Source organism: Sphingopyxis sp. P8, assembly GCF_020622175.1.
Classification (GTDB): Bacteria; Pseudomonadota; Alphaproteobacteria; order Sphingomonadales; family Sphingomonadaceae; genus Sphingopyxis; species Sphingopyxis jiangsuensis.
This window is the reverse complement of sequence record NZ_JACNMK010000002.1, coordinates 616,423-637,180: the sequence shown is the minus strand read 5'-3', so window position 1 is coordinate 637,180 and position 20,758 is coordinate 616,423. Positions and strand designations below refer to the sequence as shown.

16 protein-coding genes are annotated in these 20,758 nt (G+C 66.3%); 10 read left to right on the top strand and 6 right to left on the bottom strand.

The window, feature by feature from the left end; genetic code table 11:
• Positions 1 to 29: 29 nt before the first annotated feature.
• The 4 genes from dnaK (at position 30) to H7692_RS11495 (ending at position 4,664) form a co-directional block, all read left to right on the top strand.
• The gene (gene dnaK, locus H7692_RS11510; RefSeq protein ID WP_201928155.1) at positions 30 to 1,934 is read left to right on the top strand and encodes a molecular chaperone DnaK; all 1,905 of its coding nucleotides are present in this window, start codon (positions 30 to 32) and stop codon (positions 1,932 to 1,934) included.
• A 152-nt stretch (positions 1,935 to 2,086) separates the two neighbouring features.
• The gene (dnaJ, locus tag H7692_RS11505) at positions 2,087 to 3,214 is read left to right on the top strand and encodes a molecular chaperone DnaJ (protein WP_201928156.1); all 1,128 of its coding nucleotides are present in this window, start codon (positions 2,087 to 2,089) and stop codon (positions 3,212 to 3,214) included.
• A gap of 90 nt (positions 3,215 to 3,304) precedes the next feature.
• Positions 3,305 to 4,267, top strand: coding sequence for an MBL fold metallo-hydrolase (locus H7692_RS11500; RefSeq protein WP_201928157.1), 963 nt, complete (start codon positions 3,305 to 3,307; stop codon positions 4,265 to 4,267).
• A gap of 25 nt (positions 4,268 to 4,292) precedes the next feature.
• Complete coding sequence (locus H7692_RS11495; RefSeq protein ID WP_201928158.1) at positions 4,293 to 4,664, top strand: VOC family protein; 372 nt, start codon at positions 4,293 to 4,295, stop codon at positions 4,662 to 4,664.
• Positions 4,665 to 4,679: 15 nt separating this feature from the next.
• Here H7692_RS11495 and H7692_RS11490 read toward each other — a convergent pair whose 3' ends face one another.
• Positions 4,680 to 7,001, bottom strand: coding sequence for a patatin-like protein (locus H7692_RS11490; protein ID WP_227340202.1), 2,322 nt, complete (start codon positions 6,999 to 7,001; stop codon positions 4,680 to 4,682).
• Positions 7,002 to 7,125: 124 nt separating this feature from the next.
• On the opposite strand from H7692_RS11490, the gene H7692_RS11485 reads away from it, so the two are divergent.
• From H7692_RS11485 to H7692_RS11470, 4 genes are all read left to right on the top strand, one after another.
• Positions 7,126 to 9,264, top strand: coding sequence for a TonB-dependent receptor (locus tag H7692_RS11485; protein WP_227340201.1), 2,139 nt, complete (start codon positions 7,126 to 7,128; stop codon positions 9,262 to 9,264).
• A gap of 3 nt (positions 9,265 to 9,267) precedes the next feature.
• Entirely contained in the window at positions 9,268 to 10,353 is a 1,086-nt protein-coding gene (locus H7692_RS11480) for a PepSY-associated TM helix domain-containing protein (RefSeq protein ID WP_222137348.1), read from the top strand.
• A gap of 156 nt (positions 10,354 to 10,509) precedes the next feature.
• Positions 10,510 to 12,678 (top strand): primosomal protein N', encoded by a 2,169-nt coding sequence (locus tag H7692_RS11475; RefSeq protein WP_222136936.1) that lies wholly within the window; start codon positions 10,510 to 10,512, stop codon positions 12,676 to 12,678.
• 71 nt (positions 12,679 to 12,749) lie between these two features.
• Complete coding sequence (locus tag H7692_RS11470; RefSeq protein WP_227340200.1) at positions 12,750 to 14,306, top strand: hypothetical protein; 1,557 nt, start codon at positions 12,750 to 12,752, stop codon at positions 14,304 to 14,306.
• Here H7692_RS11470 and H7692_RS11465 read toward each other — a convergent pair.
• From H7692_RS11465 to H7692_RS11455, 3 genes are read right to left on the bottom strand one after another with little or no spacing between them, the layout of a single operon-like run.
• Complete coding sequence (locus H7692_RS11465; protein ID WP_227340199.1) at positions 14,300 to 15,058, bottom strand: isocitrate lyase/PEP mutase family protein; 759 nt, start codon at positions 15,056 to 15,058, stop codon at positions 14,300 to 14,302. The two genes, H7692_RS11470 and H7692_RS11465, sit on opposite strands and share 7 nt — an antisense overlap.
• A 24-nt stretch (positions 15,059 to 15,082) precedes the next feature.
• Positions 15,083 to 16,144: a bifunctional DNA-binding transcriptional regulator/O6-methylguanine-DNA methyltransferase Ada gene (ada, locus tag H7692_RS11460; protein WP_222136933.1), complete on the bottom strand. Its 1,062-nt coding sequence runs from the start codon at positions 16,142 to 16,144 to the stop codon at positions 15,083 to 15,085.
• Positions 16,145 to 16,146: 2 nt separating this feature from the next.
• Positions 16,147 to 16,611: a DUF1203 domain-containing protein gene (locus H7692_RS11455; RefSeq protein ID WP_201928165.1), complete on the bottom strand. Its 465-nt coding sequence runs from the start codon at positions 16,609 to 16,611 to the stop codon at positions 16,147 to 16,149.
• A 101-nt stretch (positions 16,612 to 16,712) separates the two neighbouring features.
• Here H7692_RS11455 and H7692_RS11450 point away from each other — a divergent pair, with 101 nt between their 5' ends.
• Positions 16,713 to 18,260, top strand: a complete 1,548-nt coding sequence (locus H7692_RS11450; RefSeq protein WP_201928166.1) for a S1C family serine protease — start codon at positions 16,713 to 16,715, stop codon at positions 18,258 to 18,260.
• A 5-nt stretch (positions 18,261 to 18,265) separates the two neighbouring features.
• Here H7692_RS11450 and H7692_RS11445 read toward each other — a convergent pair whose 3' ends face one another.
• Positions 18,266 to 19,051 carry an alpha/beta hydrolase gene (locus tag H7692_RS11445; RefSeq protein WP_201928167.1) on the bottom strand — a complete coding sequence of 262 codons (786 nt, stop codon included), beginning with the start codon at positions 19,049 to 19,051 and terminating at the stop codon, positions 18,266 to 18,268.
• Positions 19,052 to 19,238: 187 nt separating this feature from the next.
• Positions 19,239 to 19,907 carry a dienelactone hydrolase family protein gene (locus H7692_RS11440; RefSeq protein WP_227340471.1) on the bottom strand — a complete coding sequence of 223 codons (669 nt, stop codon included), beginning with the start codon at positions 19,905 to 19,907 and terminating at the stop codon, positions 19,239 to 19,241.
• 281 nt (positions 19,908 to 20,188) lie between these two features.
• On the opposite strand from H7692_RS11440, the gene H7692_RS11435 reads away from it, so the two are divergent.
• The gene (locus tag H7692_RS11435) at positions 20,189 to 20,755 is read left to right on the top strand and encodes a F0F1 ATP synthase subunit delta (RefSeq protein ID WP_222136931.1); all 567 of its coding nucleotides are present in this window, start codon (positions 20,189 to 20,191) and stop codon (positions 20,753 to 20,755) included.
• Positions 20,756 to 20,758 lie beyond the last annotated feature (3 nt).

Below are 20,758 nucleotides of genomic sequence, written 5' to 3'. Positions count from 1 at the left end.
CCAAAGTTGCAACAAGGACGGATATATCAATGGCCAAAGTCATCGGGATCGACCTCGGCACCACCAACAGCTGTGTTGCGGTCATGGAGGGCGGCAAGCCCAAGGTTATCGAAAACGTCGAAGGCACGCGCACCACGCCCTCGATCGTCGCGTTCGCCAAGGATGGCGAGCGGTTGATCGGCCAGCCGGCGAAGCGCCAGGCGGTGACCAACCCCGAGAACACGATTTTTGCGGTGAAGCGCCTGATCGGCCGCCGCTTCGACGATCCCATGACCAAGAAGGACATGGAGCTCGTCCCCTATACCATCGCCAAGGGCGGCAATGGCGACGCATGGGTCAAGGCGGGCGGCGAGGATTATTCGCCGTCGCAGATCTCGGCCTTCATCCTTCAGAAGATGAAGGAAACCGCCGAAGCCTATCTGGGCGAAAAGGTCGAGCAGGCGGTCATCACCGTCCCCGCTTACTTCAACGACGCACAGCGGCAGGCGACCAAGGACGCGGGCAAGATCGCCGGCCTCGAAGTGCTGCGCATCATCAACGAGCCGACCGCGGCCGCGCTCGCCTATGGCCTCGACAAGAGCGAGAACAAGACGATCGCCGTCTATGACCTTGGCGGCGGCACCTTCGACATTTCGATTCTCGAGGTCGGCGACGGCGTGTTCGAGGTGAAGTCGACCAACGGCGATACCTTCCTCGGCGGTGAAGATTTCGACAGCAAGATCGTCGAATTCCTCGCCGACACCTTCAAGAAGGACGAAGGCATCGACCTGCGCGGTGACAAGCTTGCGCTCCAGCGGCTCAAGGAAGCCGCCGAAAAGGCGAAGATCGAGCTGTCGTCGGCCGCGACGACCGAGGTCAACCTGCCCTTCATCACCGCCGACGCCAACGGGCCGAAGCATCTTGTGAAGACGATCACGCGCTCCGACCTCGAAAAGCTGGTCGAAGAACTCGTCAAGCGCACGCTCGAACCGTGCAAGAAGGCGATCAAGGATGCGGGCGTCAACGCCAGCGAGATCGACGAGGTCGTGCTGGTCGGCGGCATGACGCGCATGCCGCGCGTGCGCGAAGTCGTGAAGGATTTCTTCGGCAAGGAGCCGCACACCGGCGTGAATCCCGACGAAGTCGTCGCGATCGGTGCGGCGATCCAGGCGGGCGTGCTGCAGGGCGACGTCAAGGACGTGCTGCTGCTCGACGTGACCCCGCTGTCGCTCGGCATCGAGACGCTGGGCGGCGTGTTCACGCGCATGATCGACCGCAACACGACCATCCCGACCAAGAAGTCGCAGGTCTATTCGACCGCCGACGACAATCAGTCGGCGGTGACGATCCGCGTGTTCCAGGGCGAGCGCGAAATGGCCGCCGACAACAAGATGCTCGGCCAGTTCGACCTCGTCGGCATCCCCCCCGCTCCGCGCGGCGTTCCGCAGATCGAAGTGACCTTCGACATCGACGCCAACGGCATCGTGTCGGTCCACGCCAAGGACAAGGGCACCGGCAAGGAACAGCAGATCAAGATCCAGGCGTCGGGCGGCCTGTCGGACAGCGACATCGACCAGATGGTCAAGGACGCCGAACAGTTCGCCGAAGAGGACAAGAAGCGCCGTGAGGCGGCCGAGGCGAAGAACAACGCCGAAAGCCTGATCCACACGACCGAACGCCAGCTCGAAGAGCATGGCGACAAGATCGATGCGGCGCTGAAGTCCGAAATCGAGGCGGCGGTTGCCGAAGCCAAGACCGCGGTCGAAGGCGGCGACAGCGCCGCGATGACCGAAAAGTCGCAGGCGCTGGCGCAGGTCGCGATGAAGCTCGGCCAGGCGATCTATGAAAAGGAACAGCAGGCCGCGGCGTCGCCCGCCGCTGATGCGACCGAAAGCAAGGCCGACGAAGACGTCGTCGACGCCGAATTTTCGGAAGTCGAAGACGACAAGAAGTAAGGCGAAGGGCATGCCCTTCGAGACGCCATTTCGACAAGCTCAAGGGCTCCCAAGGGCGAACGGTGCGTGGTTATCCGTTCGTCCGGGGGAGGGACTGAGCGAAAGCGAAGGGCCGTCTCGAAGGGCTGCACCCTTGGGGGCATAAGCAAACCATGTCGCTCGACATCGATTATTACGAACTGCTGCAGGTTGACCGCAGCGCCGACGACAAGGCGCTGAAGTCAGCCTATCGCAAGCTCGCGATGCAATATCACCCCGACCGCAATCCGGGGTGCAGCGACAGCGAGGCGCGGTTCAAGGCGATCAGCGAAGCCTATGACTGCCTGAAAGATCCGCAAAAGCGCGCCGCCTATGACCGGTTCGGCAAGGATGCTTTCCGGAACGGCGGCTTCGGCGCGAACGGGGGCGGTGCCGACTTCGGCGACATTGGCGACATTTTCGAATCGATCTTCGGGTCGGCATTCGGCGGCGGACGGCAACAGCGCGGCCCCGCGCGCGGCGCCGACCTGCGCTACGACATGGAAATCCGGCTCGAGGATGCCTTCACCGGCTGCCGCCGCGAAATCCAGGTCGACGTCGCGGCGCGCTGCGACACTTGCGACGGATCGGGTGCCAAGCCCGGCACCCATACGCATCGCTGCTCGACCTGCGGCGGTCATGGCAAGGTCCGCGCGCAGCAGGGCTTTTTCATGGTCGAGCGGGTCTGCCCGACGTGTCAGGGCGCTGGCGAGGTTATCGCCGACCCCTGCGGCACCTGCCTTGGCGAAGGCCGCGTCGACCGGCGCAAGACGCTGACCGTCGACATCCCCCCGGGTGTCGACGAGGGCACGCGCATCCGCCTGTCGGGCGAGGGCGAAAGCGGCGCGCGCGGCGCGGCGCCGGGCGACCTCTATATCTTCCTCCACATGGCGCGGCACAAATTGTTCGAGCGCGAGGGCACGACGCTGTTCACCCGCGCGCCGATCAGCTTTACCACCGCCGCGCTCGGCGGGTGCATCACCATCCCCGGCCTCGACGGCCAGAGACACGAGATCAACATTCCCGCAGGCATCCAGTCGGGCAAGCAGCTCCGCCAGCGCGGCGCTGGCATGCCGGTGCTCAACGGCCGCGGCCACGGCGACCTCGTCGTCCAGGTCGACGTCGAAACGCCGACGCGCCTGTCGGCGAAGCAGAAGGAACTGCTCGAGGCCTTCCGCGAGACCGAAACCGGCGACGAATGCCCCGCGAGCCAGGGCTTTTTCGGGCGCATCAAGGAAATGTGGGACGATCTGACCGATTGAGCGCGGGTTTTGCCGAACCTCCGCCTCCCCCTTTCTTTCCCTCCGCACCCTGCTAGCCTTTCGCATCGTCCGCTTACGAAAGGCCCTGTCATGTTCCGCGCCGTGATCTTCGCCTCGACTCTGGTCCTCGCCGCTCCCGCCGCGCTCGCGCAGCAGGATTTGTCGAAGGTCGAAATCCGCACCGAAACCGTTTCACCGTCGATCGCGGTGCTGTTCGGCGCTGGCGGCAATATCGCGGTGAGCCACGGCGCCGACGGCACGGTCCTTGTCGACGACCAGTTCGCGCCGCTGACCCCAAAACTCCAGGCCGCGGTAGCCGCGCTCGGCGCGACCCCGGTCAAATGGCTGATCAACACGCACTGGCACGGCGACCATAGCGGCGGGAACGAAAATTTCGGCAAGGCGGGCGCGATGATCATGGCGCACGACCATGTCCGCGAGCGGCTCGCCGAGGGCAGCCTTCACCGCGGCGGCCGCGCCGCGCCGGCACCGAAGGATGCACTGCCGGTGCTCACCTATCACGACGGCATCACGCTGCACCTCAACGGCGACACGGTACGCGTCATGCACGCGCCGCACGCGCATACCGACGGCGATTCGATCCTCCATTGGGAAACGGCCAATGTCTTTCACATGGGCGACACCTTTTTCCACAAGGTGACGCTGCCTTACATCGACCTCGGCAGCGGTGGATCGGTCTATGGCGTGCTCGCCGCCGCCGACATGGTGCTCGCGAAGGCCGACGAGAAAAGCGTGATCATTCCGGGCCACGGCCCGCTCGCCACCAAGGCCGACCTCGCCGCCTATCGCGCGATGCTCGCCGAAGTGGTTGGCGCGGTCGAGAGCGCGAAGGCCGGGGGCATGTCGCTCGACGAGGTAAAGGCGATGAAGCCCGCCGCCAAATATGAGGTCAAGGGCGGTTTCATCATGGGCGACGCCTTCGTCGAAGCCATCTACAACAGCGAAAAAGGGCATCCGCGCGGCCACAAGCCCGACCGGTCAAAGGACGTCATGGGCGCCCACAGCCACGGCGGCGGCGACCACAGCCATTGAGTTCGGCGGAAAAGGGAGAGGCGGCATGCAACTCGGAGTGTTTTCGGTCAGCCTGACGGTCAAGGATCTGGCGGTGTCACGCGCATTTTATGAAAAGCTGGGATTCCGCGATTTCGGCGGCAACGCCGAGCATGGCTATCTGATCCTCAAAAACGGGACGACGGTCATCGGGCTGTTCGAGGGGATGTTCGACAAGAATATCCTGACCTTCAATCCCGGCTGGGACGAGAATGCGCAGGAGATCGATCCCTTCACCGACGTGCGCGCGCTACAGGCGCAGTTGAAGGCAGCGGGCGTCGAGCTGACATCGGAAGCCGATCCCGACGGCAGCGGCCCTGCGAGCATCACGCTGGTCGATCCCGACGGCAATCCGATCCTGATCGACCAGCACCGCTAGCGCCCGAACCGCTCCTCAGCCTGCGGCGTCGATCTCGTGCCGCAGCTCCGCGATCAGCGCCTGCACCCTGGGCAGCCGCGGCGTTTCTTCGTCGAGGATCGCGTGAAAGGCGCGGCGCTTGATCGCCATCAGGGCGTCGTCGGCCAGCGCGCCATCGCCGGTGACGCTGCTCGCGACGATGTCGATCAGCCGGTCGGCGCCGTGAAGCCGTCCCCACAGATAGTCATTCTCGCGATAGGCGCGGCTGAAAAAGGCGCCGAAGCTGTTGAACTCGATTCCCTTGAGCATCGCCGCCGCGCCGCCGCCGCGGATCGCGGTCGCGTCGGAGGGCGAGATGCGGTCGATCTTGATCGGGTCGAACTCGTCGAACCCCTCGCCCTGGAGCAGCGGCAGCGTCGCGATATCGTAAAAGGGATAGCCGAGATAGGCGAGCAGCAAAGTCCGCCGATCGTCCTTCGGCAACGCGGCGAGCCCCTCGGCGATCAGCGCGTCGGCATCGCCATCGACGCCCGGCAGGTCGCGCCGCGCAGCAATCGCATCGATCCATTCGGCGGGGGGCGCCTCGTCCGAAAGCTCGATCGCCTCGAGCCAGTCGTCGCCCTGACGCTCGAGATAAAGGCCGAGCGCGGTGAAAATCGCCTCGCGCATCGCCTCGCACTCGGGATCGCGGGCGTCGCGCGTCGCCTCAACCGCGCCGTCGAGCTCGCGCGCCAGGAAACGCAGCCGCCGCACCCGAAAGCCGAGGTCGTGGGTGCGGAAAAAGTCGATCGCATCGCCGCTCGCGCCCGCACCGCGCTTGCCAGAAATCCGGTCGAGCCCGCGCGCGCGAACCTCCGTCCACAGCGCCTCGCGTCGTGACGCACGCTGCATCTCGTTCGCCGAAGGCGCGAGCCGCTCGGTCACGCGTACCAGCTCCTCGACCACCGCCGACAATTTCAGATGACCATAGGGCGCATAGGCGAAACCCGCACGGGCTGCGGCCTGTTCCTGCGCCTTTGCGCGCCAGCGCGCGAGGCGCGCGGTTGTTGGTGTATCGAGAAAAAAGGTCGTGCCGAACAATGCCGCGACCTGCTCCTCGACCTCAACCTTCATCGCATCGACGACGCGCTGCATCCGGCGGATACGGCGCGACATGCCTTCGATCGCCTCGACATTGTCGCGAATCGGCTGCTCGCGCGGAATTTCGGACAAGGCGCCGAGGATCGTGGGCAGGAAGCCGGGAAGTCGCGGCGACGCGCCCTCCTTGACCTCGCCGGGCTTGCCGAAACTGATCGAGCGGAAATCGGGTTTGGGATCGATATAGACGAAGCGCCGGTCGATCTCGCGCCGCGCCGGACGCTGCTTGAGCGCGGCAATCGCGGGACGGAAGGGCGCATTGGCGAGCACCGAACCGTCGATGAGCACGCGGTCGGCGGGATCGGCCTCGCCACCCTTGGGAAGCTGCGCGCGGATGAAACCGGCGCGCGCAGGCCACGCCAGGTTGCGCCGTTCGAGCACATGGTCGATTTCGCGCAAGGTAAAGGGCGGAAAGGCGCCAGGAAAGCTCGCGGTCGCGCGCGCCGCCGCGGTCAGCCCCGGCACATCGTCGATGCGTCTGCCGCCGCGGCCGTCGTGACGGAAGTGCATGACGAGCCGGTGCTCCTGCTCGGTCACGCGCGGCGGGCTATTGAGCGACAGCGGCATCGCATGGCCGGCGAAATCGGTGACCGAGACGAACAGGTCGATCGGCTGACCATCGGGGACGAGGAGCGGCCCCCTTGGTCCCGCATCCATCGCCTCGAATGCATCGAGCAGCAGGTTGGTAAATGTTTCGCCGCCGAACGGCGGCTCGAACCAACGCGCGCGTACGAACCGCGACAATTTTGCGCGCACTTCGTCCTGTGCGCCTTCGCCGACGGTGCGGTCGATGGCATTTCCGCGCCGCTTCATCGCCCAGCCTGCGATCGGCACCGCCCAGAATTTGGTCGCAGCGGATAGCGGACGCGCATCGGGATCGAGCAGGCTGTCGACATCGGCGGCGTCGAGCCACAGGTCGGTGAGCGGATCGAGCGACTGGCCGGTCGCCAGCGCGCGCGCGAGGAAGATGCCGTTGATACCCCCGGCGCTCGCACCCGCAATAATGTCGGCAAAGACGCGCAGGCGCACCCCGGCCTTGGCGTCGATCGCGGCGAGAAGCGCGTGATAGGCGGCGCCCGAACCATCGGGAACCGCACCCTCGTGAAAGGCGCGCGACGCCGCGGCGAGCCGCCACACCTCCTTGGTAATGCCGTGCATATAGACGGCAAGGCTGATGCCCCCATAGCAAATCAGCGCGAAACGCAGTTCCTTCTCCCGCATGGCGACCGTGATAGCGCGCTTTGCCGCGCATGGCGACGGGCCCCGCAAAAAAGGCGCGGGATTCCAAACGCGGCTTGCAATTGCGATTGGTTCTCACTAGCGAGCCCGCAAACAGGAGTTGAGAATGATTCGCAAGATTGCCGTCGCCATGCTCGCCACAAGCGCGCTTGCCACCCCCGCTTTCGCCGAAGAGGCCCCGGCCGGGGGTGCCGAACACGGCAATGCGATTATCGTCACCGCCGCGCGGACCATCTTGCCTGCCAATGCGCTGCCGCTGACGGTCGACCTGATCGACAAGGCAGCGCTCGACGAACAGCTTGCGATCTCCGGATCGGTCACCGACGCGGTCGCGACGCTTACCCCCAGCTTCTCTCCCACCCGCCAGAAGCTGTCGGGCGCGGGCGAGACGCTGCGCGGTCGCTCGCCGCTCTATGCGATCAACGGCATCCCGCAATCGACCCCGCTGCGCGACGGCAGCCGCGACGGCTTCACCATCGACGGCTTCTTTGTCGACCGCGTCGAGCTCATCTATGGCTCGAACGCGCTGCAGGGCATCGGCGGCACCGGCGGCATCGTCAATCAGGTCACCGTCGGCGCGCCGGTGCAAGAGGGTGTGTCGGGCCGAGTGCTCTTGCAGGGCACCGCCGACAATGAATTTTCCGACGCCGGAATGGGCGGAAAGGCGGCGGGGCTCGTTCAGTACAAGGCCGATCGCTTCGACGCGTCGGTCGGCGCAGCCTATGAGCTGCGCGGCATTTTTCGCGACGGCGAGGGACGCCCGATCGGCATCAACCTGACGCAGGGTGAGACGCAGGATTCACAGACGCTCTCGCTCTTCGGCCGCTTCGGTTATGAAGTGACCGACACGATGCGGCTCGACCTGATCGCGAGCCGCTTCGAGCTCGAGGGCGACGGCGATTATATGGTCGTCGCGGGCAACCGCGCGACCGGCCTGCCGACGAGCCAGCAGCGCGGCACCCCGCCGGGCGTGCCTGCGACCAACCGCACCGAAAGCCTCGCGCTCTCGCTCACCGACAGCGACCTCGGCGGCGGCAATTTCGTCAGCCAGATATTCTGGAACCGCAGCCGCGACACCTTCGGCGGCGAGCCCAATCCGATTGCGACCTTTCAGGACGCGGCGATCGCGCCCGTCGGAACGCTGTTCGACCAGTCGCAGAATCGCAGCCGCAAATATGGCGGCAAGCTGTCCTATGAACGCGCGCTGCCGGGGTTCGAGGCACTCACCCTCATCGCGGGCTTCGACGCACTGTGGGACACGACCGAGCAAAGGCTGATCGCGACGGGACGCAGCTGGGTGCCGCCGACCGATTTCCGCAGCCTCGCGCCCTTTGGTCAGGCGAACCTCAAGCTGGCGGGCGGGCTCGTCCGCCTGGCAGGCGGCGCGCGCTATGAAAATGTGAAGATCAGCATCGACGATTATACGACGCTCGCCTCCTCGGGCAGCACCTTCGTTTCGGGCGGCAGACCGACCTTCGACGATGTGCTGCTCAACGGCGGCGTGATCGTCGAGCCGGTCGCGGGCATCCGCGCCTACGCCAGCTATGCCGAGGGCTATACCGTTCCCGACGTCGGGCGCATCACGCGATCGGTGAGCACCCCCGGCACCGATATCGACGACTTCCTCGACATCGCCCCCATCGTTTCGAACAACCGAGAAATCGGGTTCGAGGTCAAGCGCGGCCCGCTCGACGCGAGCGCCGCCTATTTCTGGTCGTCGAGCAAGAACGGCCAGCGGCTTCAGGCCGGGCCCGACGGCATCTTCACCGTCGAACGCGAGCGCGTCGAAATCGAGGGGCTCGAAATCAACCTCGCGGTCAGGACGCCGATCGACGGGCTGACGCTCTCGGCGGGTTACGCCCATATCGTCGGCCGCTACGACAGCGACGACGACAATGTCGTCGACACCGACCTCGACGGCGCGAACATCTCGCCCGACCGGCTCAACCTTGCGGCTGGCTATGCCAAGGGTCCGTTTTCGGCGCGCGTGCAGACGCAATTCTACCTCGCGCGCACCTTCGACGGACCCAATCGCGACACGCGCAACGATTTCGAGGGCTACGCGCTCACCGATGCGTTTGTCCGCTACCAGACCGCGATCGGGGGGCTCAGCCTCGCGGTGCAGAACCTCTTCGACAAACAATATATCAGCTACGCGAGCGATACCCAGCGCCCGACCGACAATTTCTTCAACTTCGCCGGACGCGGCCGGACCTTTACGCTCGGCTGGGATTACCGCTTTTAAATGATGAAGCTGCTCGACACGCTGCACCGCTGGGCGGGGGGGGTTATCGGCCTCCTGCTCGCGTTGCTCGGGCTGACCGGGACGATCCTGCTTCACAAGGACGCATGGATCGGCCTGCCGCGCGCAGCCGACGCACAGCGCACCGACCTCGACAGCGTAACGCGCGCGACCGAGGCGATCATGGCGCTGCCCGAGGCGCCGCAGGGCATTATCTTTGCGCGCGAAAGCTTCGGGCTGCACCAGGCGCGTTTCGGCGAAGGCGCCGGACTCTATGCTGACCAGTCGGGCCATGTGGTCGCGCGCTGGGCGAGTCAGTGGGAGCGGCCCGAACTCTGGCTGTTCGATTTCCACCACCATTTGTTCGCGGGCGACAGCGGCGAATGGGTGATCGGCATCGCAGGGATCGCGGGGCTGTTCTTCGTCATCAGCGGCGTCATCCTGTGGTGGCGGACGCGGAAGACCTTTCAATTCCGGTTCTGGCCCAAGCGGATGAGCCGCCCGGCGATCCTGATGCACCATCGCGATCTCGGCATCGTCGCCGCGCCGCTGCTTTTGCTGTCGGTCGTCACCGGCACGATGATGATCTTTCGTCCCTTCGCAATGGCGGTCGTCGCGCCTTTCGGCTCGACGAGCGAAGCGGCCGACGCAATGGCAACGCCCGACTATGACAGCGGTCCGCTCGCGGCAAAACCCGATTATGCCGCGATGCTCGCCGAGGCGCGCCGCCGCTTTCCCGACGCCGAATTCCGTATCCTCAGCCTGCCGCGCGGGGCCGGCGATCCGATCAGCCTGCGCATGCGCCAGCCCGCCGAATGGCTCCCCAACGGACGCACGACCCTGTGGTTCGACGCGGCGACCGGCGAACTGCTGGGCGCGCGCGACGCGCTCGCCATGCCGTCCGCCGCACAGGCGTTCAACAAGGCCTATCCGCTCCACGCGGGCAAGGTCGGGGGGCTCGCCTATCGTCTGCTGATGACGCTGTCGGGAATTGCGCTGACCCTGCTCGGCAGCTTTGCGGTGTGGACCTTCTGGTTCCGGCGGCCGAAGCCCGCGCGGCGGGAGACGAAGGCGGCGTTGGTTTCGGCATAGGTGGCGAAAGGCCGCTTTGGGGTGGGAAGCTGCCGCTAAATCCTCCCTGTGGCGAAGCCATGGGGAGGATCGAACGTCCGCAATCGGTCGTAAACGGCCGTCGGATAACCTCCCCGCTTTCCTATTTCGCGCCGCCGCCTATATCCTGCGTCCTCCATGACCCGCGCCCGCGTTCTCCTCCTCACCGCAGCCCTCGGCCCGCTCGACTATCGCGTGCCGCAGGGGAGCGATGCGCCGCTCGGCAGCGTCGTCGTCGCCCCCTTGGGGCCGCGGCGGATGGGCGGCGTGGTGTGGGAGGATGAAAGCTTCGGCGCGCCCGAACCCGTCGGCGACAACCGCCTGCGCAACCTGTTCGAGATCGTCGACGTCCCGCCGATCCCCGCTGCGCTCCGCCGCCTCGTCGAATGGACGAGCGATTATTATCTGAGCCCGCCGGGGTCGGTGCTGCGCATGGTGCTCCCCGGCGCCGCCTTTGCCGATGCGCGCCGCCCGATCGTCGAATATCGCGCGACCGGCGAACTGCCCGCGCGCATGACGCCGCAACGCAGCGTCGCGATGGACGCCATCGGCACGCGGCAGGGCACGGTGCGCGAACTCGCCGCGCTCGCCAGCGTCAGCGAGGCGGTTGTGCGCGGCCTTGTCAACACAGGCGCGCTCGACGCGGTCGAGGTGTCCGCCGACGCCCCCTGGCCCGAACCCGACCCCGGCTTTGCGCCGCCCGACCTGTCGGACGAACAGGCGGCGGCGGCCGAACAACTGCGCGCTGCGGTCGCCGCCGCGCGGTTCGAGACATTGCTGCTCGACGGCGTCACCGGCTCGGGCAAGACCGAAGTCTATATGGAGGCGATCGCCGCCGCGGTCGCCGCGGGCCAGCAGGCGCTCGTCCTGCTCCCCGAAATCGCGCTGACCGAGCCGATGCTGACGCGCTTCGCCGCGCGCTTCGGCTGCGAGCCGGTGCCGTGGCATTCGGGCTTGCGCTCGACCGAGCGCCGCCGCGCCTGGCACGCGATCGCCAGCGGCGAGGCGAAGATCATCGTCGGCGCGCGCTCGGCGCTCTTCCTCCCCTATGCCAATCTCGGCATCATCACCGTCGACGAGGCGCATGAGACGAGCTTCAAGCAGGAGGATGGCGTCCATTATCACGCACGCGACGTCGCGGTGATGCGCGGGCATTTCGAAGGCGTGCCGGTCGTGCTCGCAAGCGCGACCCCCGCGCTGGAAAGCCTCGCGATGGTCGAGGCGGGGCGCTATCGCCACATCAGCCTGCCCGCGCGCTACGGCGGCGCCACCCTCCCCGACCTTGCCGCGATCGACATGCGCCGCGACCCGCCCGACCGCGGCAAATGGCTGGCACCCCCGCTCGTCGACGCGCTCGCCGACCGGCTGGGGAAGGGCGAGCAGAGCCTGCTCTTTCTGAACCGCCGCGGTTTTGCGCCGCTCACCCTCTGCCGGACGTGCGGGCATCGCATCCAGTGTCCCAATTGCACCGCGTGGATGGTCGAGCACCGGCTCGTCCATCGCCTTGCCTGCCACCATTGCGGCCATGTCATGCCGCCGCCGCGCCTCTGCCCCGAATGCGACGACGAAGACAGCCTGGTCGCCTGCGGCCCCGGCGTCGAGCGCGTCGCCGATGAAGTGGCATTGCGCTTTCCCGAGGCACGCACCGCGATCGTCACCTCGGACACGCTGTGGTCGCCCGCCAAGGCTGCCGAATTCGTCGCCAATGTCGAGGAGGGACTGGTCGACATCATCATCGGCACACAGCTCGTCACCAAGGGCTATCACTTCCCCAACCTCACCCTCGTCGGCGTGGTCGACGCCGACCTTGGCCTCGACGGCGGCGACTTGCGCGCGTCCGAACGGACCTTCCAGCAAATCGCGCAGGTCGCGGGGCGCGCGGGGCGGGGGGCGAAGCCGGGCGAGGTGCTCATCCAGACGCGCGTTCCCGACGCCCCGGTGATGGCGGCGCTCGTTGCGAACGACCGCGACGGCTTCTACGCCGCCGAGGCCGCATCGCGTCGCCGCGCGGGCGCGCCGCCCTATGGTCGCTTCGCCGCGCTGATCATCTCGTCGGAGGATGTCGAGGTCGCGCGCGGCGTCGCGCAGCGGCTGGGGCAAAAGGCGCCGGTCGCCGACGGCCTCGCGGTCTATGGCCCCGCCCCCGCACCGCTGGCGATGCTGCGCGGCCGCCACCGCTTCCGCCTCCTCCTCCACGCCCCGCGCAGCTTCGACCTGCAAGGGACGATCCGCGAATGGGTGGGGAGCATCGACTGGCCCGCCAAGGCGCGCCTCGCGATCGACGTCGACCCCTATAGTTTCGTCTGACACTTTACAGTCGTGTTCGCCAATGGCAGCAAGTAATCGGCAAGTGATCGTGTCCGGGGGGAAGAAGAAATATGCGCATCATCATGCTCACGCTCAGCGCGTGGGCCGCGGTATCTGCAACGCCAGCCTGGGCGAAATGGCAAAAGGCCGAAACCGACAGCTTCATCATCTATAGCGAAGGCAGCGAATCCTCGCTGCGTAGCTTCGCCGAAACCTTGCAGCGCTTCGACATCACGCTTCGCATCCTGCTCGACGTCAAGGAACAGGGCGAGCCGCATCGCCTGCCGATCTATCTGCTCGGCACGACGGGCGAGGTTGCCAAGCTGTTCACCGGCTCCCGCAATTCGGGGTTCGCGGGATTTTACCGCACCGGTCCCGACGGCAGTTTTGCTGTTTCGCATCGCGAGAATGACGGCGCGGGGCGCGGCACTTCGGCGTCGCAGCAGACGCTGTTCCACGAATATTCGCACCATTTCATGAAACGCTATCGCACGGCGGTTTTTCCGGCTTGGCTGATCGAGGGTTTTGCCGAATATTACTCGACCGTCGATTTCAACAAGAACGGCAAGGCAGAGGTTGGAAAGCCCGCCTATCGCCGCGGTTACAGCCTGCTCGCGCTGCCGCAGATTCCGGTCAAGACCTTGATCGAGAGCGACCCGCTTTCGCTCAAGTCGACCGAGCAGGTCGATGTGTTTTACGGACGCGCATGGTTGTTGACGCACATGCTCTATCAGGACCCGTCGCGCGCGGGTCAGCTTGACGCCTACGTCCGCGCGATCAACGCGGGCGAGGATGCGAAAGACGCGGCGCTCAACGCCTTCGGCGATCTTGACGCGATCGATAAAGACCTGAAGCGCTATGTTGGCCGGTCACTCAGCTACCGGCTGACGAACGCAGCCATCCCCATTCCCGCCAATATCCGCATCACACCGCTTTCTGCAGGCGAAGACGCGATAATCGAACTGCGGTTGCAGCGGATGAGCGCGGGCAACGACCCCGAAAAGCGGTCTGCGATCCGCGACGCACTCAAGATCGCCGCTGCGGCGCACCCAGGTGACGCCGCGGTCTGGTATGAACTCGCCGCGGCCGAGCGCGCGATCGACAAGGGCCAGCGCGACGCCGGCGCGCTTCGCGACGCACTCGACCGCGCCCTCGCCATCAAGCCCGACCACGTTCGCGCCAACGTCCTACTAGGCAGGATATTGACCGAAGAACTCGACGAAAAGGGTGACTATGACGACGCGTCCTGGCGCGCGGCGCGGCGCCCGATTCAACTGGCGAACCGCACCGACCCCGACGATCCGGTGCCGCTCTATGCCTATTTCCGCAGCTTCGTCGATCAGGGCGTACGCCCGCCTGACATCGCGATCCAGGGCCTGGGCACCGCCTTCTTACTGGCGCCCGAGAATATCGAGGTCCGCGTCGCCTATGCCTTTGCGCTCGCCAATCAGGGCAAGCATGATGTCGCGATCAAGCTTGCACAATCGATCGCCTTCGACCCGCATATGGGCGCGAACGGCCGATCCTTGCTACGTAGCCTCGAATCGATGCGCGACGGCGGGAATGGCGCCGATCTCGAAGAAGAGACAATGGAGGAGGCGTCGGACGCGGAAGGCGCGGATCAATAGTCCGGCTCGGCGCCCTCGAACACCTGTCGCGCCTGCCCCGCCAGCCATTTCATTGCCGCCGCCCAGGGCTGGTGGCCGTGGCTGATCCGCGCGACGCCGAGTTCGGCGAGCCGTTGATGCGTCGGGCCGCCCTTGCCGCGCAGGATGTTGACCGGCAGCGGCGAGGCTTCGCAGATCGCGCCGATGCACGCCTCGTCGAGCAGGAAGGGCACGAACAGCGACCCCGCTCCCGCGTCGGCATAGGCGCGTGCGCGTTCGAGCGTCGCGGCGACGAGCGCGTCGCCGTCGTTCGCCGCATCGCGTCCGCGAAACACATCGCAGCGCGCGTTGACGAAGATGCCGGTGCCTGCCGCCGCGCGATAGCGCGCCTGCGCTTCACCTATCGGTAGCAACTCGGTTTCACCGGGCAGGCGATCCTCCATATTGATGCCCGCCGCCCCGGCCTCCTTCGCACGCGCGACCGACACACCCACCGCCGCGGGATCGGCGCCATAGCCCGACTCCAGGTCGATTGTGACCGGCAAGTCGGTGACCGCCAGAATCCGCGCCAGATTCTCGAACACATCCTCGATCGGGAAATCCTCGCCATCGGCGCGCCCCTGCGCGCCCGCGACGCCGAAACTGCCCGTCGCGATTGCCTTGGCGCCCGCTGCGGCGACCGCCTTCGCACTTCCCGCGTCCCAGATATTGACGAGGATCAGCGGGCTGCCCGGTATGTGCAGTGCCGCGAAATCCCGGATCTTGTCGCTCATGCTCATGCTCCTGCTTCGTTTGCTTCAGAATTCGTCAAATGCCCGCTGGCCTGACGCTTTTTCGCGGCGCAGCAATTCATCCTTGATCGGCAGGCCATAGGCATAGCCGCCCAATGACCCGTCGCTGCGCACGACGCGGTGGCAGGGGATCAGCACGGCGACATTGTTCGCGCCGTTCGCGCTCCCCGCCGCGCGCACCGCATTGGGCTTTCCGACCGCCGCGGCGATCTCGGCATAGCTGCGCGTTTCGCCCGCCGGAATCCTGCGCAGTTCGCGCCATACTGCCTCCTGAAACGCCGTCCCTTTCACGTCGATCGGGATATGGTCGAAACCCTGCGTCGGCGCCTCGACCGCCGCAACTACCTGTGAGAGAAGGGCCGCAAATTCTTCACCGCCCTCGATCAGCGTCGCGGCGGGAAACCGCTCTTCGAGCGCCTCGCGGCCCTCGGCAAAGCTGAGGCGGCACACACCCTTGTCGGTCGCCGCGACCAGCATGTCGCCGAGGCTGGTGGGCACGACCGCCCAGTGGATCGTCGTACCCCTGCCGCCATTCACCCAGGCCGAAGCCGTCATGCCCATACGTCCCTCCATATTCTCATAGAAACGCGACGGCCCCGAAAAGCCCGCGTCGTAAATCGCGTCGGTCACCCTTGCTCCGTCGCTCAGCGCCTTCCGCGCACGCTCTTCGCGGAGCGCGCGGGCGTATGCTGCGGGCGACAGGCCGGTGTGGCGGGTAAAGACGCGCTGGAAATGCGTCGGCGAATAGCCGGTACGCGCGGCGAGATCGGCGAGCGCGAGCGGCTCCTCGCTCGCCTTGATCGCGGCAATCGCCTTGATCACCGCGCTTTCGTCGCGCGCGACATCGTCGGGCATGCAGCGCTTGCACGGTCGCAGCCCTGTTGCACGCGCTGCCGCGCCATCGGCAAAGAAGCGGACATTCTCGCGCAAAGGGTGGCGCGCTGCGCAGCTCGGGCGGCAATAGATGCCCGTCGTGAGCACGCCGGTGACGAAGCGCCCGTCATAGGCCTTGTCGCGCGCGCGGACCGCCTGCCAGCGTTCGTCGTCGGTCATGGTGCGGCCGTCCATGATCAATTCCTCTCGATCCGCGCGGCAAAGCAGCCGTGCGCGGCATTGTGTGCATCGATATAGGCAATGCCTTCGTCGTCGAACAGGTCACGGATCGCTTTGTCGGCGTCCCCCGGTGCGGCGAGGGCCGCCGTCTGCAGCATCCCCGCGCTGTCGAACGCGCGGAGCGCGAGCGGGCGTCCCTCGAACACCGGCGGCACCTCGTCGCAATAGGTGGCGGCACGCACATCCGGCCGCACATAGATGGCATAGGCGCTGCGATAGGGCGTCTCGACATCGTGGCTGACATGATGGAGCAGGATCAGCTGCTCGCCCGCGCGCGCATCTTCCAGGCTGATCCGGCATGGAAAGCCGCGGTCGGCACTTGCCGTGACGCGCCGCGCGCCGCGAGTGGCGAGCGCGGCATCGTCCATTGCGAACAGCGGCGCGAATTGCTCGGCGCCCAGGCCGGTGATCGTATAGGTCATGGCATCGTCCTTTCCGTCTGTTGGAGCCCGATTGCCACGCCCCGCCGCACATCGCGTCCCGATGCTTGCGTTCAAAGCGCACGGCCTTAGTCTGCGCCGCCATGACCCGCTTGCTCGCGCTGCTCTTCGCCCTCGTCTCCCTCGCCCTTCCGGCGCGCGCCGCCGATGACATCAGCGCCGCGTCGCGCAGCGTCGTGCGCGTCGTAACCGTCGCGATGATGGAGGGCGAGGTCGTCGGTTTCGGCCACGGCAGCGGCATCGCCATTTCGCCGACGCGCATCGTCACCAACGCGCATGTCGTCGATTCGGCGGTGCGCTATCCGAACAATGTCGCGCTCGGCGTCGTCCCGTCGGAGGGACAGAAAAGCTATGCCGCAAAGCTCGTCGCGATCGACCGCGCGCGCGACCTCGCGCTCATCGAAATCACGCAGGGGCGCGTCCCGCCCGCCGCCGTCTATACCGGGCCGCTCGATGCCGGCACCGACATCGTCGCGCTCGGCTATCCGGGCAATGTCGACCTCGCGACCGCGCGCAGCGCGTCGGACTATATCACCCCGCGTTCGCCGGTGCGCAGCGAGGGCAATTATTCGAACATGCAGTCGGTCGACGGCGTCGCGATGCTCGTCCACACCGCAAAAATCTCGCGCGGCAACTCGGGCGGTCCGCTCGTCGACGACTGCGGGCGCATTACCGGCATCAACACCGCGATCACCCGCGCCGACGACGGCGATTCGCCTTTCGCCTTCGCCATATCGGCGCGCGAACTGGCGCGCTTCCTTGCCGACGCGAATCAAGGCTATACGAGTGTCGGCACCGGCTGCCTGACGATGGCCGAGGCCGAGGCGCGCGAACGCGCCGCGCTTGCCGCCGAGGAACGCGTTGCCGCTGAAGCCAATTCGGCCAGGGAAGCGGCCGCAAAGCTCGAACGCGAACGCCGTCTCCAGCGCGCCGAAGAGGAAGCGCTTGCCGCACGCGAAAATCGCATCGCACTCGCGGGCGTGCTGTTCGTGATCGGCGCACTCGCCGCGGGCGCGGGGCTGCTTTTCTACAACCAGCAGAAACTGCGCAACGCGAAGATCGCGGGCGGCGCGGGTGGCGCGCTGATGCTGCTGGCGATCATGGTGTTCATGACGCGCCCCGACGCGCACGCCGATATTGCCGACGCTCCCGCACCCGACGAGCCGACGCAGCCCGCCACCCGCACGCTCGCCGAGGGCCGCTTCATCTGCACGGTCCAGTCGAACCGCAGCCGCATCACCGTGTCGTCGGCCGACGATGTCCCGGTGACAATCGGCAAAAACGGCTGCGTCAACGAGCGCACCCAATATGCGATGGGGGCCGACGGCCGCTGGCAGCGCATCCTTGTCCCCAACGAGGAGGCGACGGTGACGGTCGCCTCGATCGATCCCGCGGGGAAGGAATATCGCGTCGAACGCTATCTGCTCGACGCCGAAACGATGGAACGCGCAAGAGAAATCCGTTCAGGCATCGAGGTCAAGAGCTGCACCGCCGACCCCGCGCGCGTCGAAGCGCTTGCAACGCAACAGGACGCGATCCGCAGCGCGCTGCCGACGAGTCCGAACGAGCGGCTGGTCTATCGTTGCCAGAAGCTGGCGGACGGCGCGGCATCGCCCGCGACCGGGAACTGACCGGCTCAGGGCAAGGCGTCGATCCATTTCGCGAGAATCGCTTGCGCGCCCGCGGTATAGGCAAGCTCATGCCCGACGCCCGCGACGCGTGCCACGGTCGCATCGCGACGCGCCCGCACCAGCCGGTCGAGATTGTCGGGCTTGACCAGCGTATCACTCGCCCCGTGCATAAGGAAAACCGGCGCCTCGACCTGCGCCAACTTCGCGGCATTGTCAAAACGGTCGCGTACAAGCCAGCGCGGTATGAACGCCGCCTGGCTCCGCACCACCGACGGCAGGTCGGACAAGCCCGACAACAGGACCAGCGCCGCGACCTTGTGGCGCCGCGCCATTTCGGTCGCCGGTCCCGACCCGATCGAATTGCCGACGACGACTATCTCTCTTGAGGGTACGCCCGCTTGCCCCAGCCAGCGCATCGCCGCTTCGCCGTCGCTGTAAAGCCCGGCCTCGCTCGGCTTTCCCGGATTGCCGCCATAGCCCCGATATTCGACGAGCATCAGCCCATGCCCCGCCGCCGCCGGCCCGCGCGTCGCCTCGATTGCGCCCAGCATATTGTCGCCATTGCCATGAAAGAAGAGGATCGTCTTCTTGCCCGGTGCGGCGGGGCGATAAAAGGCCGTCAGGCGCAGCCCGTCATCGGTCAGGCTGTGGACAAGGCGAAAGCCCGGGACCGTTTGCGGATAATCGGACGGCGCCGGAAAAAACAGGCGGCGCTGCTGCGTATAGAAGAGCGCGCCCACCGCCAGCGCAAGCACGACGACAAAAACGAGCAGGTTGATCGCGGCCTTCATGCGCCACCGAGACCAAGCGCGCCTTGAATGCGGAGCGCGGCGTCCGCGGGCGCAGCGCCGCCCGTGTCGATAGTGACCGCCGAGGGAATCGGCGGATAGTCAAACGCCCCCTTCGCTTCCAACGCGTGCAGAATAGCGGCCGACGACAGTTTGCCCGAAGCTGCAGGGCCATGGATGAAGACCAGCCTCACCCCCCGCACGCCTTGAACAGCATCAATGTCCGCTCCCTCGCCAGATCCGCGCTCGGTTCGTGATAATCCTTGCGCCGGTCGCTGTTGAAGCCGTGCCCCGCCTCATAGACAAAGATTTGCGCGGTCGGGTGCGCCTTGGCGATCAGCGCCTCGACGCCGTCCATCGGGATGCCGCCGTCGAAGCGACCGAAATGCGCGATCGCGGCGCAGCGCGGCGGCTCTTCGCTGAACTGGGTCGGCACGAGGCTGCCATAATAGGATGAGGCGGCGGCAAGGTCGGGACTGATCTGCGCCATCCGCCACGCGACCGACCCGCCATAGCAATAGCCGGCGATGAAGACGGGGCCCTTCCCCTTCAGCGCGTCGATGCACGACTGCGCATCCTTCAAACTCTGCTCGAACGGGTGGAGCTTGCGCGCGAGTTCGACCGCGCGCTCGAACTGCGGCCCCGAATAATCGCTCTCGAACCCCGGATGCTCGCGGTCGAAGAGCGCGGGGGCGAGCACTTCATAGCCGTCGGCGGCATATTCGTCGCAAAGCTCGCGAATATGATCGGTGACGCCGAATATTTCCTGGACCAGCACCAATCCGCCGCGGCGTTCGCCTGTCGCCTCTGCATGATAGACGGCGATCTCGGCGCCGTCGTCCATCGTCATCCGAATCATTTCGCCCACCGGCTTCCCCCTCATCCGTTCGCCCTCATCTTGTCGAAGGGCCGTCCGCTCTAGCGGGTGTTCTGGCGAAAGGGCGGTGCTTCGACAACCCCGGGTCGGGCTCGGCGGCAAAGGGGGTCGAGCAGGGCACGGGACTCCCCCAACCACCACCTTGCATTGCCGCACAATCGTTGCTAGGCGCGCCGCGACTTCGCAGCGGGGGATATTTCCGAATATCCGCCAAAACCCGCGCGACCCATCCCCCACGGGATCGTAGCAAAGGACTTTCACGCGTGGAGAATTCCGGCGGCATTCAGGGCAACATCACGGCGGGCCTCGCGGGCCGCTATGCCAGCGCGCTGTTCGATCTGGCGCGCGAATCGAACGCCATCGACAGCGTCCAGCAGAGCCTTGCGGCGCTGCGTTCGGGCCTGACCGAATCGGACGACCTCAAGGCGCTTGTCGAAAGCCCTGTCGTCAGCCGCACCGACGCCGCCAAGGCGGTCGCCGCGGTCGCAGAGGCGATGAAGCTCGATTCGCTCACCGGCAAATTCCTGGGCGTACTCGCCGAGAACCGTCGCCTCGCCGATCTCGGCGGGATGATCGACGCGTTCGACGCGATCGTCGCCGCGCATCGCGGCGAAGTGACCGCAAAGGTGACGAGCGCGCACCCGTTGACGGCCGAGCAGCTCGACGCGCTCGCCGCCAACCTCAAGACCCGTGTCGGCCGCGACGTTCAGGTCGCGACCACCGTCGATCCCGCCATCCTCGGCGGCCTCGTCGTCCAGCTGGGCAGCCAGCTGATCGACGGCAGCATCCGTACCCGTCTCAATAGCTTCGCACAGGCGATGAAAGGCTAAACA